Below are 17,760 nucleotides of genomic sequence, written 5' to 3'. Positions count from 1 at the left end.
CTTAAGAGTCGTTTTCATCGAAAGGCTGTACGGTATCCATTTCGTACTCGACTTCAGCGCCTACACGGGCTTTTTGTAACCCTTCAGTTATGACCAGTTCACCTTTCTCTAAGCCTTCTTCTAGCTCCCAGTCAACACCATATCGTTTACCCAAAGTGACGTTTTTACGCTTGACGACATTTTCCTTATTAACGGTTAATACATAACGACCTTGCTGATCTTCTTGCACTGCGCGTTGGGGGATGAGCATAACTTCTTGAACTCGTGGAGCTTCGATTATTGCCGTCACGTAAAGTCCGGGCACAATTAGGTGTTCTGTATTGGCAAACTCAGCACGGACAGCTAGAGTACCGGTAGTGGCGTCAACACGGTTATCGATGAAATCTATCATGCCTGTTTCTTCGAACATCGACCCGTCAGGGAATCGCAGTTTTACTGGTAGGTCTTCGATTTTGTATTGATTTTGAGCGTCACGAGCTGCTTTTTGAGCGTTGATAATGACTTTTTCTGGTAACTGGAAGTTGACCCAAATCGGTTCCATTTGTACCAAGTTCACCATTTCGGTTTGTTCAGGAATGATCAAATCACCTGAAAACACTTCTGCACGGCCAATTCTTCCTGCAAATGGCGCATGAATTTTGGTGTAACCCAGTTCAAGTTTGGCATTGTCTAACTCAGCATTAGCACTTTGTAGTGCTGCTGCATTCTGCAGTTTGGCGGATAATAGGTTGTCGTAATCCGCTTGGCTAATGTACTTGTCTTTAATCAGTCCTTCGCCACGTTTAAAGTTACGAACTGCCGTGTCATAGGCAGCACGTGATTGAGCCACAAGTGCTTTGGAGGACTTGAGGGCGGCTTCATATTGTTCAGGGTCAATCTCAAACAACAATTGTCCTTCTTCAACCATACTGCCTTCTTCAAAATAGGCTTTTAGTAAGTTGCCTCTTACCTTTGCTTTAAGTTCGATGTCTTGAGTTGCCTCAGTGCGACCTACGAACTCCTCACTTGGTGTGATTTCTTTCATGGTCACTTCGAGAACTTTTACACTGGGCTTGACTACAGGAGGGGCTTTGACAGTTTTTTCGCAACCTGAAAGGAGGAGAATAGGTAGCGCAACGATGAGTCCTTTAGCGATGACACCATCTGCTTTGGGAAAGTAAGACATAGACAATCCTTGTTTCTGATAATTATATAATATGTTTATTGTTTGAGTTTAGACCATAAATGGCGAATGTCTGTGAAGCATTTGGGAAAATTAATGAATTGAATTAATAGGTTAAGTAGTATGAACGGAATTTGTTGGTAGTAAGGTGTTTTTACAGGCGAAAAAACGCCAACCTAAGTGAAGGTTGGCGTGAGAGTGGTTTTGATGTAATCAGAAGTTTAGCGTTGTTCCGACGTACCAATTACGTGGTGTGACTACATAGCCACGGCGTGTCACATCGTAATCGTCGAATTGTTCATTGGTGACATTCTTAACGCCAGCTCTTAGTCGCCAGTCGTTGTTAACGAAGTAGTTCATACCAAGGTCGGCGGTCACGTAAGATGGGCGGTATACGTTATCGTCAACCGAGAGCAAAGTTTTACTTGTGTAGTTAACGCGAGCGAATGTGCTGATTGAATCGACAGGTTCCCAAACCAACCTTGCCATTGCCATGTGATTTGGGCGGTTCTCTAATTCTTCACCTGTGGTTTTGTCTTCCGTAGTAAGGTAGGTGTAAGTGCCGTTCAGACGAAGATTTGCCAAAATATCGTACTCACCGCTGAACTCAGCGCCCTGAATAATCGCTTCATCAATATTCTTGTAGGTATAGACATCTCGACCACCTACATTATCAACTGGATTATCGAGGTCGCGGTCAATTAGATTGGAAACTTCATTTCTAAATAATCCAGCTTCCATCGACCAATAAGTATCGACATAGCTTGTAGAGAGCTCATAGTTAAGACTTGTTTCAGGCTGCAGGTCAGGGTTACCGACGAGTAGGCAGTTACCCTTACAGCTGTTAACGATGTTCTCAGAGGATAACTGAGTTAAAGAGGGGGCTTTAAATGCGGTACCTACACCACCTTTGATCGCCCATTGATCCGTTGCAGAATGAACGAGGTAGGCTCGCGGACTCCAGTGAGTACCAAAACTTTCATGCATATCAACACGCGTACCGTAGGTTAGCGTATTTTTCTGGCTTAATGCCCATTGATCCTGGATAAATAGTGCTTGCTGGTTAACCGTTGCTTTGCCTGTTTGAGTCAGGCTGTCTGGGTTTTTTAGTTCGGTGTATTTCCACTCTCCACCAAACGTCAATGTGTGATTGCCTACGATTGTAGTACCGTGTCCGTCAACAGTATGATTGACTTCATTTACATCATACAAACCTAGGTCGGCATTTCTGTCATTAAAATTGTCTTTGGTTTCAAATGCATCACGATTATATCGCAGTAACGCATCACCCCAATCATAGGTGCCGTTGTAGGTCAAAGCTTGAGTATTACGAACGACTTTAGACTCAGAGTCTGTTAGACCATTGGTTGACTCAATCACGCCATCACGCTGGTCGTCAGCGTAGCTAAAGTCAAACGCGAGATCGTGCTCGTTGTTGATATACCACTGGAGACTACCACTTGCTGTAAGGGTGTCTCGCTGTTCTAAAGTGGTTGCTTGAGAACGGTCATAGACATTTCCATTATCGCTAACCCCCTGACCAGAAAAGGCGTGCCACGGATCACGAGAAGACTTATTCATAGAAAGTGATAAAAACAGTTCATCTTCTAGTAACGCGCCAGATGTATTAAATCCTGCGGTGTATTCAGAACCACCATCGTCGTCGCGATATCCATAATCACCACTGACTTGAGATTGCCATTCATTGGTTGGCTTCTTGGTGATAACGTTGATTACGCCTCCTAGCGCCTCTGAACCATAAAGCGCGGACATTGGACCACGAATGATCTCAATGCGCTGAATACTCTCTTTAGGAACCGCTGCAAGATCAAAGTCATTGCCACGGAAGACTGCGTTCGAAGAGCTGAGTTTACGACCGTTTACTAGAATCATAGTGAACCCAGCATCCATGCCTCGAATAGAAATCATTTCACGTCCAGCTCTACCTCCGTCCATTTGACTTTCAACACCAGCAATGTTTTTGACTAAGTCATTCAGTGCTAGACCTGGTTCGGATAGGATATCTTCTTCGGTGATGACTGAGATTGAAGCCGGTGCTTTCGTTGTCGATACTTCAGTATGCGTGGCAGTAATAACCATCTGTTCGTCGATACGCGTATCCGAATGACTTTCAGAGTCTGTTTGGGCGATTACTGGGTAAGAAAGGATTGTCGAAATCGCCACTGCTAAGGGCGTAATTGCATGTGTTATGCGGGTCATATTAAACCTAATAGTTGGAGTATTTTTATGGGAAAGGTATTGCTAATGATAACTATTGTCATTAGATATCAATCCATAAGTTGGCTCAATATAACTAGCATCCGGATATTGCATAATCACTATTCACAAATAGCATGGAGGTAAATGAGGTGTAGCTAAGGTGAATTTGCTGTGAAAATTGGCTGTTTTTTCAATGATTTTGCGTAACAAAAATTATTTTGGATAGAGCGTTTTGAATATTTCTCTAACCCATTGGCACATGGGGTCATTGTGGTAGCGTTTATGCCAATACAAATAAATGTCACTGTAAGGTGAGCGTAATTCCTCAGGTACTTCTCTCGTCACCACGTTATGACTGCGTGCGGCATCCTCTGCAAACGGCGTAGGGAGGTGGAAAATTACGTCTGACATTTCAGCCATTTTTGGCGCAGCATTGAAGTTACTTAATCTTAATGGTGTAGAGAGCGGTCGGTCATTGGTGGACAAACCGATGTCGTTAAAACGACTTTGGATAGAGAGAGCTCGGTCGCCATGGAGCGATATTTGCCCAAAGTGACAATCTTTTAAATTATCAGGAGTTAAGGGTTGCTGAGCCAAAGGGTGGTCTTTGTTCATAAGCAGGCGAAAATCACGAGTGGCGATGAGCATTCGATACAGGTTTTGATCGGCTGCTGGCGGCGTTTGGCTCGAGATAGAGAAGTGTACTTCGCCCGCAATTAATTTATCGAAATGCTTTTGAGGGACAGTATCAATATCGAGGACCATATTGGGCGCGTGTTCTCTAAGGTGCTTGAATACGGGAGGCAATAGCCAATTCACCTGAGGGACTAAACCGAAAAACTTGATGGTCTTGCGTGATTCGCTTGGGTTAAATTCAGAACCATCAACTAGATTGTCCAACATAGCCAGAATAGAGCCTATGTCTTGTCGAATTAGTTCGCCTTTGGGAGTCAATTCATAACCGTGAGTAGTGCGAACCAAAAGTTCGTCTTTAAATAAATCACGGCCTTTTTGAAGAGCGCGACTGACGGTCGGTTGACTGATATTTAGTGTCAACGCGGTATTAGAAACATGCTTCTTCTCTAATAAGTGTTTTAATATCAGAAGATTACTTAAATCTAGCTGGCTAAGATTCATTTAAGATAGGTACTGGTACGGTAAAAAACTGAAAAAACAGTAGCACTACTTATACGAACGTAGCAACTAAATCCTATAAAATATCATCGATATAAGCTATTTTGATTAATATCAATTGCACACTGTTCAGTGAATTTTTCAATCTGTAAAAGTGGTTAATAAAGTTTCAACTCATAATATTGTTTGGTGATAAAAAAATCCTACACTGATCACATAAATATAAAGGTAGGTTATGTAAATGAGTGATAACTCCGATCAGAAAAAATCATCCCGTTCTAGCTTGACAAAAATTCTCTTTCTACTTGTTTGTGCAGCAGTATTTGGTGCTCTGTATTGGTCATGGATCTATGCAGACAGTCATCCTAGTACCGAGGATGCTTATGTTAGAGCGAAGATCCTCTCTGTTGCTCCTCAGGTTCAAGGACAGGTTGTCTCTGTTGAAGTTGCGGATTTCCAGCGCATCAACAAAGGCGACTTGCTGCTTAGAATTGACCAACGACCATACTTACTTGCAGTGAAGCAGGCAAAAGCAGCATATCAGTTAGCGGTACAGCAGCACGATGTCGCTGACAAACAAGTGACGGAAGCGGTTGCTGGACTGGATGCAGCGCGAGCAAACTTGAGCGAAGCGCAGATCGAATACAAGCGTACTGATTCATTGGTCACTCGAAAATTGGCGTCTCCACAAGACTTAGATACTGCTAAGAATAAATTAGCTAATGCTCAGGCAAGCCTGGAGCAAGCAAGAGCAAATGTTGAGAAAGCTATTGCGAATCGAGGTGAGCAAGGACTGGAAGCTGCTATCGTCCAACAAGCGGCAGCGCAGCTTGCTCAGGCTGAACTCAACCTCAGTTATACCGATATTACCTCGCCAGTAGATGGACTATCAGGAGAAGTTAGTGCGCACGTAGGAACGGTTGTTTCTGTTGGTCAAACGCTGTTTCCAGTGATCATTGACAACAGCTACTGGGTCCGAGCTAACTTCAAGGAGACAGATCTCACTCATCTTAAACCAGGTCAGAAGGCTGAGATCAAGATCGACATGTATCCTGATTTGGTATGGAACGCGACGATAGAAAGTTTATCGCCAGCCAGCGGTACCTCGTTTTCTCTTATGCCCCCTGAAAATGCGACAGGTAATTGGGTAAAAATTAAACAACGCTTCCCTGTGCGACTTAAATTGGAGGTGCCAGAAAACTCGCCTCAACTTCGTGTAGGTGCAAGTGTTGAGGTGACTGTCGATCTGAAAAGTGACTCGAAATGACCAACCAAATCACCGCTGATAAACGAGGTATCGCTACCGTAGCGGTCATGTTGTCTGCCATCATGGTTTTAATCGATATGACAGTGGCGAATGTGTCACTGTCACATATGATGGGAGCTTTGGGGGCAACGGCGGACCAAATTACCTGGGTGTTAACGGGATACAGTATGGCGGAAGCTATTTTTATCCCTATGACCAGCTTCTGGGTGTCGCGATTTGGCGAGCGTAAAGTGATGCTCGTTGCTGTTATCGGTTTCGTTATCGCGAGTGCACTGTGTGGCCAAGCTAGTTCCTTGGAAGAGATGGTACTATTCCGGATTATTCAAGGCGCGTTCGGTGCTTCGGTTATTCCTTTGGCTCAATCTACCTTGGTTCAGATTTATCCATCTGAGCAGAAAGGTAAAGCCATGGCCATTTTTTCAATTGGTATCCTACTTGGGCCTATCTTAGGCCCAGTTGTTGGCGGTGTTATTACGGATAACCTCAACTGGCGTTGGATCTTCTATGTGAATTTGCCTTTTGGTTTGGTTTGTACCGCGCTTATCTATAAATACATCCACCTATCGAATAAATCTAAACCCAACTTTGATTGGTGGATCATTGGATTTATGGCACTGGGTGTAGGTGCGCTGCAGTTTGTCCTCGATAAAGGTAATGACGAAGACTGGTTAGACTCCCGAATCATTCAAACCGCAATTGTTCTGTCTGTGATAGGTTTGATTATGTGGGCGTATCGCAGTTGGAAAACTAAGAGTCCCATTGCACCTCTTTGGCTGTTGCGAGATAAGAACTTGATGGTGTCGTCGCTGATGATGGCAGTCGTCTCCATGGCCATGTTTGGCTTGACTACTCAGCAGCCAATGTTCTTAGAAAGCTTGCTGGACTATCCGGTTGCAACAACGGGAATGCTCATGGCTCCAAGAGGTCTTGCCTCGGCTTGTATGCTGATTCTGGTGATTCGGCTGAATCCTCAGTTTGATCCGCGACTCAAGATAGTATTTGGATTGACCTGCATTGGTATCGGTTCGTATCTCATGACTCTGTATTCGATGGAGATTGATACTTTTTGGATCGTAACGCCAAGTATTATTCAAGGCTTAGGCTTAGGTTTGACCTTCTCAACGTTATCGTCTTTGGCGTATCTGACATTACCAAGAGAAGAGTCGGTAGCGGGCGCTAGTATCTTTAACTTGTTCCGAACTATCGGTAGCTCATTTGGTATCTCAATTGCCACCACTTACCAGTACCGTGATAGCCAGCAGCAATGGCATGCGCTAAGCGAAGGTTTTAATACCTATAATCCTGCACTGCAAAACTGGGCGGCATCGCAAGGCTTATCAATGACCGACCCACTGGCGTTGCAACAGTATCAAATGATGTTGCACGAACAATCTCAGATGGTTGCGTACGTTCATACGTTCCAATTAGTTGGAGTAATGTTTGTAATTATGATGCCGATGCTGATTTTCATCCGTTCTAAATAGTGCACCGTTAACAGAATAATGGGTGTCATCTTTGAGTAAGAGGATAAAACATACCCATCAACCACACGTAGGTTGATGGGTTAAGGTGGTTGTTACTTAACTCTAAACATGTATCCGGATAAGAGCTCTTCAACCAAGGCTCTAGTTTGAGCCTGCGAACAGTCGGTGGCGTGAATATAGGTCTTTATTCCCATAATCTGAATCTGAAGGTGCTGCGCTAGTCGCATAGGAGAGAGTTCTTGATTGACCTCTCCGAGGGATTGGGCTTCGGCAATAATTTCAGCAAACTTGGCTTCATTTTTTCTAAGTGAGTAACGCGCAAGCTCTAATAACTCTTCATTTTCTTCGGTAAGTTCTGCGACGGTTTTAGCCAACATACACATAGCGTTAGGGTTATCCACACTACAAGGCTGCACAGACTGTAAGATAAAAGCCTTAAGTCCTTGAAGAGGTGAAGAAAACTGCTTTACGAGATCGTCTAAACGAGCCTGTCCCTGAGTCGAATAATGCTCAATCGCTGCTTTAAACAAGCCTTCCTTGCTACCAAACTCTGCATAAATACTTCCTGGGCGCATATCGATAGCATCTTGCAGGCAACGCATTGATGTGGCGTGGAATCCTTTTTCCCAATAAAGCAACATGGCTTTATGGATAACTTCACTACGATTAAATTTTGCTGGTTTGGCCATAACGGAAGAAATCTATACTGTTGAACGACTGTTCAACAGTATAGCAGGCAGAGAAGAAATTAAGAAAGCAGGCAAAATAAAGGCTGCATATGAGCAGCCTAGCTAGGTGTGTATGCCCTTGAATCTAACTTTATTCTTCAAGTGGCACAACAAGAACATCCACTGGTGACGTATTAATAAGTTGTCGAGAGCTAGAAACAATTTTGCTCCAAAAATCATGATGATGGCCACAAATAATGAGATCAAAACCATGCTCGGCAATGGCGCTCTTTAGCTTATCTCCCAAGTCACCAGTACCCACAATGAAGTGCTTAACCGGACATTTGGCGTACTCGGCAAACTCATGCAGTTGGTCCATGGTTTCTAAATGAAGTGGTCGCTGATCTGGGTTGAGTCTGATATCAACTAGTTCAGGATAAATCTCTCCATGGGTGCCATCAACGTGTATCAATGACACATCAGCATCCAGAAGCTCGGATAGAAAAACGGCTCTATCTATTAACACGTGGCTCTCTTTGGAAAGCTCTACTGCTACTAGTATATGTTTGTACTTCATAACCATGCCCTCACGTTGTAAGTCTTATTACTATCATAGTTCTATGTTATTCAAAATGTTGTCGATGAGATCGCGGATTGAAGAGAAAATAAGCAGAGCAAGTTTGAATCTTGACCGTTTTAGCATTGTGGAATTAATTATCCATAATGTCTGGATCGTTTGGTTCTTTTTCTTCGCCTTCAATACGCCTAACCTACACCTCATCAACAAGCTTGGCTTAAGGGTTAGAGTAGCGGCTTACGGTACTGAAACTCACCGAAAAAGCATAATTCCCCCAAGCTATTAGAGATTCTATAAGTGGAGAGAGCACAGTGACTCATCAAATCATAAAAGACCTAAACAACCGCTATACAGCTAAAAAATACGACGCAGCTAAACGTATTTCTGCGGAAGATATGGAAGTCATTAAAGAAGCGATTCGCCTTTCTGCATCTTCAATTAACTCACAGCCTTGGAAGTTTATTGTGATTGAAAGTGATGAAGCTAAGCAGCGATTTCACGATACGTTCGTCAACATGCATCAGTTCAATCAACCGCATGCCAAAGAAGCGTCACATACGATTCTGTTTGCGCATAACCCACACTTCACCAAAGACGACTATAAGAAAGTGGTGGATGTAGAGGTTACTTCCGGTCACCTGCCTGCAGAAATGTTTGACCAAATGTTGAATGGCGCGTTTGGCTTTGCGGAGCTGAATACCGATGAAAATGGTTACAACGGCCAGTGGACCAAAGCACAAACGTATATTGCACTGGGCAACCTTTTACACACTCTAGCGCGCATGGGGATTGCGTCTACTCCGATGGAAGGTGTCGATTCCGCATTGATCGGTGACATCTTTAAAGATGAATTGGGCGGTTATGTATGTGACTTTGCTTTAGCTCTTGGTTACCACAAAGATGGTGAAGACTACAACTACGGCTTACCAAAGGCGCGCTTAGCTCAAGAAGACATCATTACGGTACTTTAAGATAATATAGTGTTTCCAAACGACCGTCCTATGGCGGTCGTTTTTCGTTGCACCCTACCTTCTACTTTCTTGTTTTACATTCTAAATGTGAGCAACTATTTCTACCGCGTTACGCCTGCGTCAATTCTGCTCAAGTGTTATTCAGCACTGTGAAACATAGGTCAAGCCCATAGACCGCTAACAATATATTGAAATTACTGACTTACTTTGGCGGCTTTTACAAGCAGTGGAACAGTAATGAAAAAACGTATCAGACTACTCTTAGTCATTACACTATTTTCGGTATCAATGGCTAAAGCAGACACCGGTATTGGTTTATTCGTCGGCGACCCTTATTGGGGACTCGATGTTAAACATAATGATTTACGTTTTAACGTCAGCCTCGACGATAAAATGGGCTTTGGTGTCAACAAAGTTTTTGGCATACAGAATACGCCGATTTATTTTTTCGCAGGTGGGCACTATGTGAATCGCAATAGTCGTTATATCGCCTTTACACCGGGAATTGGAGCGGAATTTAGAGTGAAGCCTGTGGGGTTTTATGTGGACGTGACCCCGGCGATCTATTTGGATCAATTTGATATAGAGCTTGAGGCCAGAGCGGGTTTTAGGGTGTATTTCTAGTTCAATAAAATGAGGCCAACAGTCTAGTGGCCTCTTCCCGTGTTTTACTCGCAAAACCTTATGGCTGCTTATGACGCAGTTGCCATTGTGCTTCGAAAAGTGATGTGGGTTTAACTGCCGTACCTAGTGATTCGATGTAGGCTTGCTTTTCCGTATCTTCGGGAACATCAGTGTATGCTGCTGTGCCTTTCTCGATCATGGTGTTGATGTACTTTGATCTAGGTGCGACAGAAAATTCATTACCTGTCATTCCAATAATATAAGGCATTATAACGCGGCCATAGATGCCGTCGTCTTTCATGAACATAAAGTCTGCACTGTCTTGTGCGGTATTAACAGGATTCCAAAACGTTAGACCATGAAGGTGATTAGGCTGGTTGCCTGAACTTGCTCCCCAACGTCCATATATCCAGCCTCCATTCATGTTATCAAATAGATTATGCATGGACTGTTCGCCGTGCAAGTCGATTGAAGAGCTCGGTCCATAATGACTGTCTTTATAAACATTGGAAATCGAATACTTTGAAACGCCAGGAGCGTGCCAAGCGTTTGAGTTATCCGTCATTCCGTCAATGAGATTATTGTTGCCATACATAATAGTGAAGGCTAAATGCCCTGGTGTGCCAGATAGGGTGATGTTATTAGCTGTCACATTATACGTGTTCCAGAGTACTCCACCTTGGTTGAAGTCTCGGAGCTCTACATTCCGAATCCAACTATCGTGAGCTTGTCGTAATGATAAAAGACTGTAGCCACTGTCATGAAGTGCATCATGATGGTGTACAAAGTTACCTTGCCAATTACCGGAGATAGTCAGATTCTCGATACCTATGTTGGAATACGAAGTAATTTTGTTAACTTGCCAGCTATCTTGGGGCTTGAGAGAGTGTGCTACAGGTGTCCAAAAGTGAAGTGTATTTCCGTCAATGTTGCGAATTGTGTGTTTCTCGCGTTTGTCTAAGCCTTTTAGCAGGTTACTCCATACTGGTGTAGCAGGAGAAGAAGCTTTGTACTCTATAAGGTATGGACTAATAGCACTTTCAATCGCATTACTGCGCTTTATGAGACTCTTTAGCTCAACACTATCTCCTACCATAAAGTCTTGTGCATTATCTACGGTAAGTGAGTTGGTTGAACCGCCTGGGATAGTGGATGTAAGCACTACGTCCGCGCTGCTATAGATATCTGAGCTGCGTGCTCCCACTTGAAGCATATGAGGAGTGGTCCATTTTTTCGATGGATTCTCTGGCTTTAGGTTAGTTTCCATTTTTAGGGTCGTTATACCTACACCGTCTCCCAAAATGACGATCCGATCAAGGTCGATAAAAATAGGTTGTTTATTCTTGATGTCATCAAGACTCTCCGGATCAATTGACGCATCATCAGTAGCATCATTAATAATGTAAGTACCGCTAGGGAAATAGAGAACGTCGATGGTTTCGGATGAACCTGCTGCAAGTTGACGACTTTCTTTGATAGCCGCGATGGCGTTTTTTATGGCTTGCTTATCACTCACTCCGTCATTAGGGTTTGCACCGTAATTTTGAACGTTTGTCACCTTGTAGATTGAATTACTAAGCGTTGGTGTTTGCGTGGGAAGAGGAGTATCACTTCGTAAGTACCCAGCATACGAGTAGTCATTCAAAACACGCTCTGGAGCCAGAGTGTTTGATGTGTCTAGTAAACCAGTCTCGTTATCCCGACTAGCAACAAAATCAATCCAATATGGACTGTTTAAATCCTTACATGCAGCGAGTAATAACATTGAAGAAAGTAATATAACCTTTTGTTTCATAATGATCCCTTATTAATGGTTATACAGCTTTGTCGCCAGCTGTTTTAGTTGTGGAATGGCATGGTTGTAGAAAGCATGCAAACCGGAGCAAAGGTAGTTTTGTGGAGATTCATCTTGTGAAGGTGCAATGCGATCTTTCGGGCAGCCGCCATTGCAATAACGAAGGTATGGACACTGTTTGCAAGCTGGTGGGAGAGTGCTTTTCTTGGATTTTCCGAACTCTACTTGGCGTGCTGAGCTTGCCATCTCTGCCAGAGAAAGCTGCTTGATACTGCCAAGTTGGTGTTTGGTTTGGATGTAATGATCGCAGCTATACACCGAACCATCTTGCATGATAGCCAACGCTCGGCCACACTCTGCACTTGTAATACAAGAAGAGCTAGGTTGTCCGAGCAAAACAGCCATGCAATCCTCAAAAAATGGCACATAAATACGACCAATATCTCGACTGTACCACTCATCAAATATCTCTTTCATAAAAGTGCCCCAAGATGATGGAGTGATAGAGTAGGTTGGTTTTGTTGTGATGATATATTGACGGCTTTGTTCGATTTCTTCTGGGTCAACTATAGGGATGAACTGCATTTGTCGTGACTTAATCTCATCACGAAGAAATTGATAAATATCTATGGCATGGCAGGCGCTGTGACTTGTGACGCATGTGAGTGTAGCGAAAGGAATGTTGTACTTATGCAATAACTGAGCGGCTGTTTTTACTTTTTCCAAAGTTGGGCGCCCACCTCGACTGTGACGGTAGTAGTCATGAATAACGCTTGGGCCATCAATACTTAACCCGACAAAAAAACGATGAGTTTTAAGGAATTTACACCACTGCTTATTGAGTAGGATTCCGTTTGTTTGTAAGTCGTTATGGATGGTTTTTCCTAAAGGATTATGGCGCTTTTGTAATGTAATTATTTTTTCGAAATAGGCTAACCCCAACAATGTCGGCTCTCCACCTTGCCAACTAAATACCACTTGATCATTTGGCTGCGCTTCTATGTAAGACTGGATATAACGCTCCAATGTTTCATCAGACATCAGTTTCGAAGACGGCTGCGTGAGTTCTTTTTCTCTATCCAAGAAATAACAGTAATCACATTGAATATTGCACAGTGATCCGGTTGGTTTAGCCATAACGTGAAAAGAATGGGGAGATTGCATGAAGTAGCCTCTAACGTCTATAAATAGCAATGTGGATAGCGCCAGCTCGTAACAGCTGGCGCTGAAGGTTATTTAAACCATCCTTCAACCTGAATGCCGACTTGGAACTCAGTGTCATTACCAGTGCCAAAGGCATTTTGGTTCTCATAATCGTGGAAATAAGTGGCGAACACACGAAGCTCAGGGCGAGCCCAAAAGCTCTTTGACGGTGCCCAAGCTTGAGCTAAGGTAATTTTACTACCTGCTTGGTCTTCACCTTGCGCGGTTGTTGCATCGAAATAACCAATTTCCATTATGGTTTTGTTAAAATCATCCCAACGGTATTCTGGGCGAGCAACAGCGGAGAACGTCTTTTGAGTTGTGGTTTGGTCTCGTTCAATATCATTGATTGAAGAGGTGTAGTAGAGTGAGTGGGCAATGACGACACTGTCGCTAATGTTTAGCAGACCGTAGTTCATGACACGATAAGCCGATGCGTCTTTTTGAACTTCAGCATAGTAGTTTTTACCGGCGTGATCGTTGAATAGTGCTTTGGAAAAGCCATTAGTACCGTATTGGAATACCGTATTGTTTTTCCCCCATTTACCTCCACTGGTCATCAAGCCTGTGGCCATCAAACCGTTCTGGGTCTGTAAAGTGAACTCGTCAGATTCGTTTGGCATGCCATAATCAAGGCCAACTTCGAGCTCGGCCATATCCCAAAGATTGATACCTTTATAACGAGCATCAAGAATGTTGACGTTCAGTTTGTTGTTGACGGTACCTGGATCATCGAAATTTTGGCTTTTACGGTCAGAACGAATAGCAGAAACAGACAATAATCCATCCCCCAAGGGGATATAATCAATGCCGCCGCCCGTACCAGAAACGTTCCAGTAATAAGTGTCGATAATATGGTTGTCGTGGCGTTGGTTGTAGCGTTTACCTGCCCATACGGTGGTATCGGGTAACGCCGTAATGAGTCCTTTAACTGCGACATTGACCTCTTTAAACATAATGTCAGTGTCTGAGTCGTTAATTGATTCCCAGTCATTTGCACCATCAGATTTGTAGACCATACGAGTTTGGAAATACACATCGTGTTGCTCGCTCTTCATTAACTGCGTGCCAAGGCCGAGACCAAGGTAAATATCATCCTCGTTACCTAAACGCCCAACTTTCTGTTTGTTATATGAAACCATTGCACCACTGCTAGAGCTGGATCCTGCACCTGCGCGAAAGTAACTAGAAAAGTCTACGTCTTGGGCCAAGCTATTGTGGCTGAATATAAGTGTGAGTGAGGACACCAAAAGTGGGGTGTTAATCTTCAAATACTTCACGGTAATTCCCTTGTTTTATTTTTTGTTGATAAAGATGTCTTTTTTAGAAATTAAGGGATTGTTTTTTTTATTAGAATGAAGAAATTTAATGATGAATGAATAAAACGAAACTATTGGTGATATTGTTTTATAAGCGTGATCTCTCTCAATTAATGGCTTTGTGACGTTTTTCACAAAATAAAAACCAAATAAGGAAAATTACCGAAGTAGTTTCTTTTTTTTCATTTTTAGATTGTTTTTAACATTGAATGTTCATTACCACTCTTAATACACTGGCTGTAAATATCAATTCTATGAATAAAACAAGCAACCTGGAAAGAGTGGCAATGATAGAACACGCATATCCTACACAAAGGTATAAAAGAAATGATTTTAATGGACAGCTGCAAGCAGCAATGTCCTCCGTGAAGCGTAATATATCCAGAATAGGCATTAACAATCCCAAGATAGGTAATGAAGATGGCACGTGGAAATACTGCGGTCCGTCTGACTGGGTTTCCTCTTTTTGGACAGGGCAACTTTGGCTTTGCTATCAAATTACGGGCGATAGTACCTTCAAAAATAGCGCTCATATGCGCAAACCGTACTTTAAAGAGCTTTTAGTAAACCCCAATTGGCATGACCATGATCTCGGCTTTCAATATTCACTCAGCTGTGTGGCTGGATACGTCCTCACTGAAGATGAAGAGTATAAATCAATGGCTATTGAGGCTGCGCATAGTCTCTATCAGCGATACCGTCGACTAGGTCAATATATCGTAGCTTGGAATGAAACTCATGTGCTTGGGCCTGAGAAAACACAAGGCAAAACGATCATTGATTCGTTACAAAACACCGCATTACTTTTCTGGGCCGCCAATCAAACGAAAAGCGACGTATTGCGAGATGCTGCGATCAATCACTCGAGAACGATGGCTAAACATATTGTTCGTGATGACTATTCGACTTTTCATACTTTTAACTTTGACCCTCTTACACAAAAGCCCATCAAAGGTGAGACTTTTCAAGGATATGCGGATGATTCTTGTTGGGCGAGAGGACAGTCTTGGGCCATTCATGGGTTTGCACAAACCTATTTATATACAGGCGATAAATCCTTCTTAGATTTAGCCAAAAAACTGGCGCAATTTGTCATGCCATATTTGCAAGATGATGCGGTTCCGGTATGGGATTATCGATTACCTTCCGATGAGCATCCGTACAAAGACAGCTCAGCAGGTGCAATAACTGCTGCAGGGTTTCTCTTGATTGCAAGCTTATGTGAAGACGAGCAAGAAAAGGATTTCTATGAGCAATGGGGTATGCACCTAGTACAAGGCCTCATTGAACAATGTGATTTAACAGCAGATGAATCGGCTCATGGTTTGCTGTCTCAAGGTGCTTCTTTCGTCGCTAAAGATATGGCAAACAATATGTTGCCTTATGGTGATTACTATTATCTCGAAGCCCTGATGCGAATTTGTGGGCATCAACGCTACTTCTGGTAAGGATACAATAATGATTTCAGGATACGATATAAGTGCAATAGTTTTTTATTTCTTATTTATGGTGTTACTCGGGTTTGTATTCCGAAAGCAAGTGGCAAATACCAGCGACTACTTCCGTGGGGGCGGTAAGATGGTTTGGTGGATGGCCGGGTCTAGTGCGTTTATGACAACGTTTAGTGCATGGACCTTCACGGGCGCAGCAGGTAAAGCTTATATTGATGGCTTTGCAGTCGTTTGGATTTTTATATTTAACATAGTTGGTTATTTGGTGTGCGCGCGTATTTTTGCACCCAGATTCAGGCAGTTAAATGTTATCACCCCGATGGAGGCGATTCGTCAACGTTATGGAGCTAAAACGGAGCGCTTTTACACCTTTATCTATATGATTACTGGTCTTATGGGCGGTGCCATCACGCTTTATGCGGTATCTATCTTTATCTCAGCAGTTATTGGCATCAACATTCAACTAGCAATTGTTATTACTGGAGCGGCTGTCGTGTTTATGACCATCACTGGTGGCGCATGGGCGGTTGTATCTAGTGACTTCCTTCAAGCACTATTGATCGTTGCAATCAGTGTCGTGACTTTTATAGCGGTAATGAACAATGTAGATAGCATCACGGAAATTACTGACCATTGGCAAGGCACCACGTTATGGACGGGTAACGGCATTCATTACCAAGAGATATTCTTGTTGTGGATTGGCGCGATTTTCATCCAACGTGTTATCGATATGAATAATATTGGTCAATCGGTTCGATTCTTGTGTGTTAAGGACTCCGCTCAAGCTCGCAAAGCAGCCTACCTTACAGCATTACTATTCGCATTTGGTAGTATCATGTGGTTCATACCTCCAATGTGGTCTGCAAGTGCCGGTATCGATCTTACTTCTTTGTATCCGCAATTAGGTGGGAAAGCGAACCAGGCTGCATATCTTTCTGCTGTTCAAATGTTACTTCCTGCTGGGATGGTTGGTTTAGTGGTGTCAGCAATGTTTGCTGCGACAATGTCTACTTTAGACTCAAGAATTAACTTTGTTGCCGCATCATTTGTGAAATCTATCTATAAGCCGATGATTAACAAAGATGCGACTGAAGTTGAAGAGCTCAGAGCTAGTCGCATTGCAACCGGTGTCATGGGATTAATCGTAATTGGTTTTGCTCTATTTTTAAATGAATTACGTGGCATCAGTTTATTCTCGATGATGATTATTTTTGCAGGGTTGGTGAACATTCCTATGATGATTCCACAAACTTTAGGCATGTTCATTAAGCGAGTACCTGACTGGGCAGGTTGGGCGACAGTTTGCTTCGGGTTTGTAGTGAGCCTGATCAGTAACAACGTTTTCAATGCACAATGGGTGTCTGAGACAATTGGTGTATCGTTGACAGGTCGAGAGTTGGGTGACTTAGGCGTAGTTATCACTCAGTTTATGCATTTAGTTATCACGGTGGGTTTCTTCTTCTGTACAGGTTTGTTCTACAAAGCACCAGTTGGAGAACGTAAACAAGCGGTAGAGCAGTTCTTTATTAATCAAAAGACGCCAATTGTTTCACCTGTGGGTATGGAAGAATCAGATATTATGCAGAGCCGTATTTTAGGCCGATTAACACTGATTTTTGGTGGTGTAATTTCTGCCTTTTTCTTAGTACCAAATGAACACTCATATTATTTCTTAGTGTGTGGATTGTTTATTGTTGCTGTTGGCGCATTGATATATTCGCAAAGCTTAGCTAACAAGCCTCAAGTTGTGAGTGTAGCAAAATAGTAATAGAGATAATTCGCTATTCTACAAACTAAATAGAAAGCCGCAAACATAGATATGTTTGCGGCTTTTTTGATTAATTAGTCGCAATGTAACGATTTTTCGTTTTAGGCAATGGCTAAC

Annotated in this window: 14 protein-coding genes; 6 read left to right on the top strand and 8 right to left on the bottom strand. The window is 42.9% G+C overall.

Annotated features, from left to right (window positions below):
* Nucleotide 1 precedes the first annotated feature (1 nt).
* The 3 genes from MMA19_RS05385 to MMA19_RS05375 form a co-directional block, all read right to left on the bottom strand.
* Nucleotides 2-1,165, bottom strand: coding sequence for an efflux RND transporter periplasmic adaptor subunit (locus MMA19_RS05385; RefSeq protein WP_062458660.1), 1,164 nt, complete (start codon nucleotides 1,163-1,165; stop codon nucleotides 2-4).
* Between the two features lie 210 nt (nucleotides 1,166-1,375).
* Nucleotides 1,376-3,382, bottom strand: coding sequence for a TonB-dependent receptor (locus MMA19_RS05380; protein ID WP_240205705.1), 2,007 nt, complete (start codon nucleotides 3,380-3,382; stop codon nucleotides 1,376-1,378).
* Nucleotides 3,383-3,595: 213 nt separating this feature from the next.
* Nucleotides 3,596-4,519, bottom strand: coding sequence for a LysR family transcriptional regulator (locus MMA19_RS05375; protein WP_240205704.1), 924 nt, complete (start codon nucleotides 4,517-4,519; stop codon nucleotides 3,596-3,598).
* Nucleotides 4,520-4,757: 238 nt separating this feature from the next.
* Here MMA19_RS05375 and MMA19_RS05370 point away from each other — a divergent pair, with 238 nt between their 5' ends.
* A complete protein-coding gene (locus MMA19_RS05370; protein WP_006069358.1) occupies nucleotides 4,758-5,783 on the top strand; it encodes an HlyD family secretion protein in 1,026 nt (341 codons plus the stop codon).
* On the top strand, nucleotides 5,780-7,267 hold the full coding sequence (locus MMA19_RS05365; protein WP_062458657.1) for an MDR family MFS transporter: 1,488 nt from the start codon (nucleotides 5,780-5,782) through the stop codon (nucleotides 7,265-7,267). Before MMA19_RS05370 ends, MMA19_RS05365 begins: the two co-directional genes overlap by 4 nt.
* Before the next feature lie 92 nt (nucleotides 7,268-7,359).
* Here the strand turns inward: MMA19_RS05365 and MMA19_RS05360 are convergent, their stop codons facing one another.
* Nucleotides 7,360-7,956, bottom strand: a complete 597-nt coding sequence (locus MMA19_RS05360; RefSeq protein ID WP_124941722.1) for a TetR/AcrR family transcriptional regulator — start codon at nucleotides 7,954-7,956, stop codon at nucleotides 7,360-7,362.
* A 130-nt stretch (nucleotides 7,957-8,086) separates the two neighbouring features.
* Nucleotides 8,087-8,512, bottom strand: coding sequence for a universal stress protein (locus MMA19_RS05355; RefSeq protein WP_006069355.1), 426 nt, complete (start codon nucleotides 8,510-8,512; stop codon nucleotides 8,087-8,089).
* 311 nt (nucleotides 8,513-8,823) lie between these two features.
* Here MMA19_RS05355 and MMA19_RS05350 point away from each other — a divergent pair, with 311 nt between their 5' ends.
* Both MMA19_RS05350 and MMA19_RS05345 read left to right on the top strand, forming a co-directional pair.
* A complete protein-coding gene (locus MMA19_RS05350) occupies nucleotides 8,824-9,483 on the top strand; it encodes a nitroreductase family protein (protein ID WP_240205703.1) in 660 nt (219 codons plus the stop codon).
* Between the two features lie 237 nt (nucleotides 9,484-9,720).
* Nucleotides 9,721-10,107 (top strand): hypothetical protein, encoded by a 387-nt coding sequence (locus MMA19_RS05345; RefSeq protein WP_006069353.1) that lies wholly within the window; start codon nucleotides 9,721-9,723, stop codon nucleotides 10,105-10,107.
* A 58-nt stretch (nucleotides 10,108-10,165) separates the two neighbouring features.
* On the opposite strand, the gene MMA19_RS05340 is transcribed toward MMA19_RS05345, so the two are convergent.
* The 3 genes from MMA19_RS05340 to MMA19_RS05330 form a co-directional block, all read right to left on the bottom strand.
* Complete coding sequence (locus tag MMA19_RS05340) at nucleotides 10,166-11,902, bottom strand: DUF4955 domain-containing protein (RefSeq protein ID WP_240205702.1); 1,737 nt, start codon at nucleotides 11,900-11,902, stop codon at nucleotides 10,166-10,168.
* A gap of 12 nt (nucleotides 11,903-11,914) precedes the next feature.
* Nucleotides 11,915-13,066 (bottom strand): anaerobic sulfatase maturase, encoded by a 1,152-nt coding sequence (locus MMA19_RS05335; RefSeq protein WP_240205701.1) that lies wholly within the window; start codon nucleotides 13,064-13,066, stop codon nucleotides 11,915-11,917.
* 68 nt (nucleotides 13,067-13,134) lie between these two features.
* Complete coding sequence (locus MMA19_RS05330; protein WP_240205700.1) at nucleotides 13,135-14,385, bottom strand: carbohydrate porin; 1,251 nt, start codon at nucleotides 14,383-14,385, stop codon at nucleotides 13,135-13,137.
* Between the two features lie 326 nt (nucleotides 14,386-14,711).
* Between MMA19_RS05330 and MMA19_RS05325 the strand changes: the two genes are divergently transcribed.
* Both MMA19_RS05325 and MMA19_RS05320 read left to right on the top strand, forming a co-directional pair.
* Nucleotides 14,712-15,872 carry a glycoside hydrolase family 88 protein gene (locus MMA19_RS05325; protein WP_038230693.1) on the top strand — a complete coding sequence of 387 codons (1,161 nt, stop codon included), beginning with the start codon at nucleotides 14,712-14,714 and terminating at the stop codon, nucleotides 15,870-15,872.
* A gap of 10 nt (nucleotides 15,873-15,882) precedes the next feature.
* Entirely contained in the window at nucleotides 15,883-17,640 is a 1,758-nt protein-coding gene (locus MMA19_RS05320) for a sodium/substrate symport (protein WP_240205699.1), read from the top strand.
* The last annotated feature ends 120 nt before the right edge of the window (nucleotides 17,641-17,760 follow it).

It is taken from the genome of Vibrio sp. CyArs1 (assembly GCF_022432925.1).
Lineage (GTDB): Bacteria > Pseudomonadota > Gammaproteobacteria > Enterobacterales > Vibrionaceae > Vibrio > Vibrio mediterranei.
Note: the sequence above shows the minus strand (reverse complement) of the source record. Positions and strands in the feature narration are given on the sequence as shown.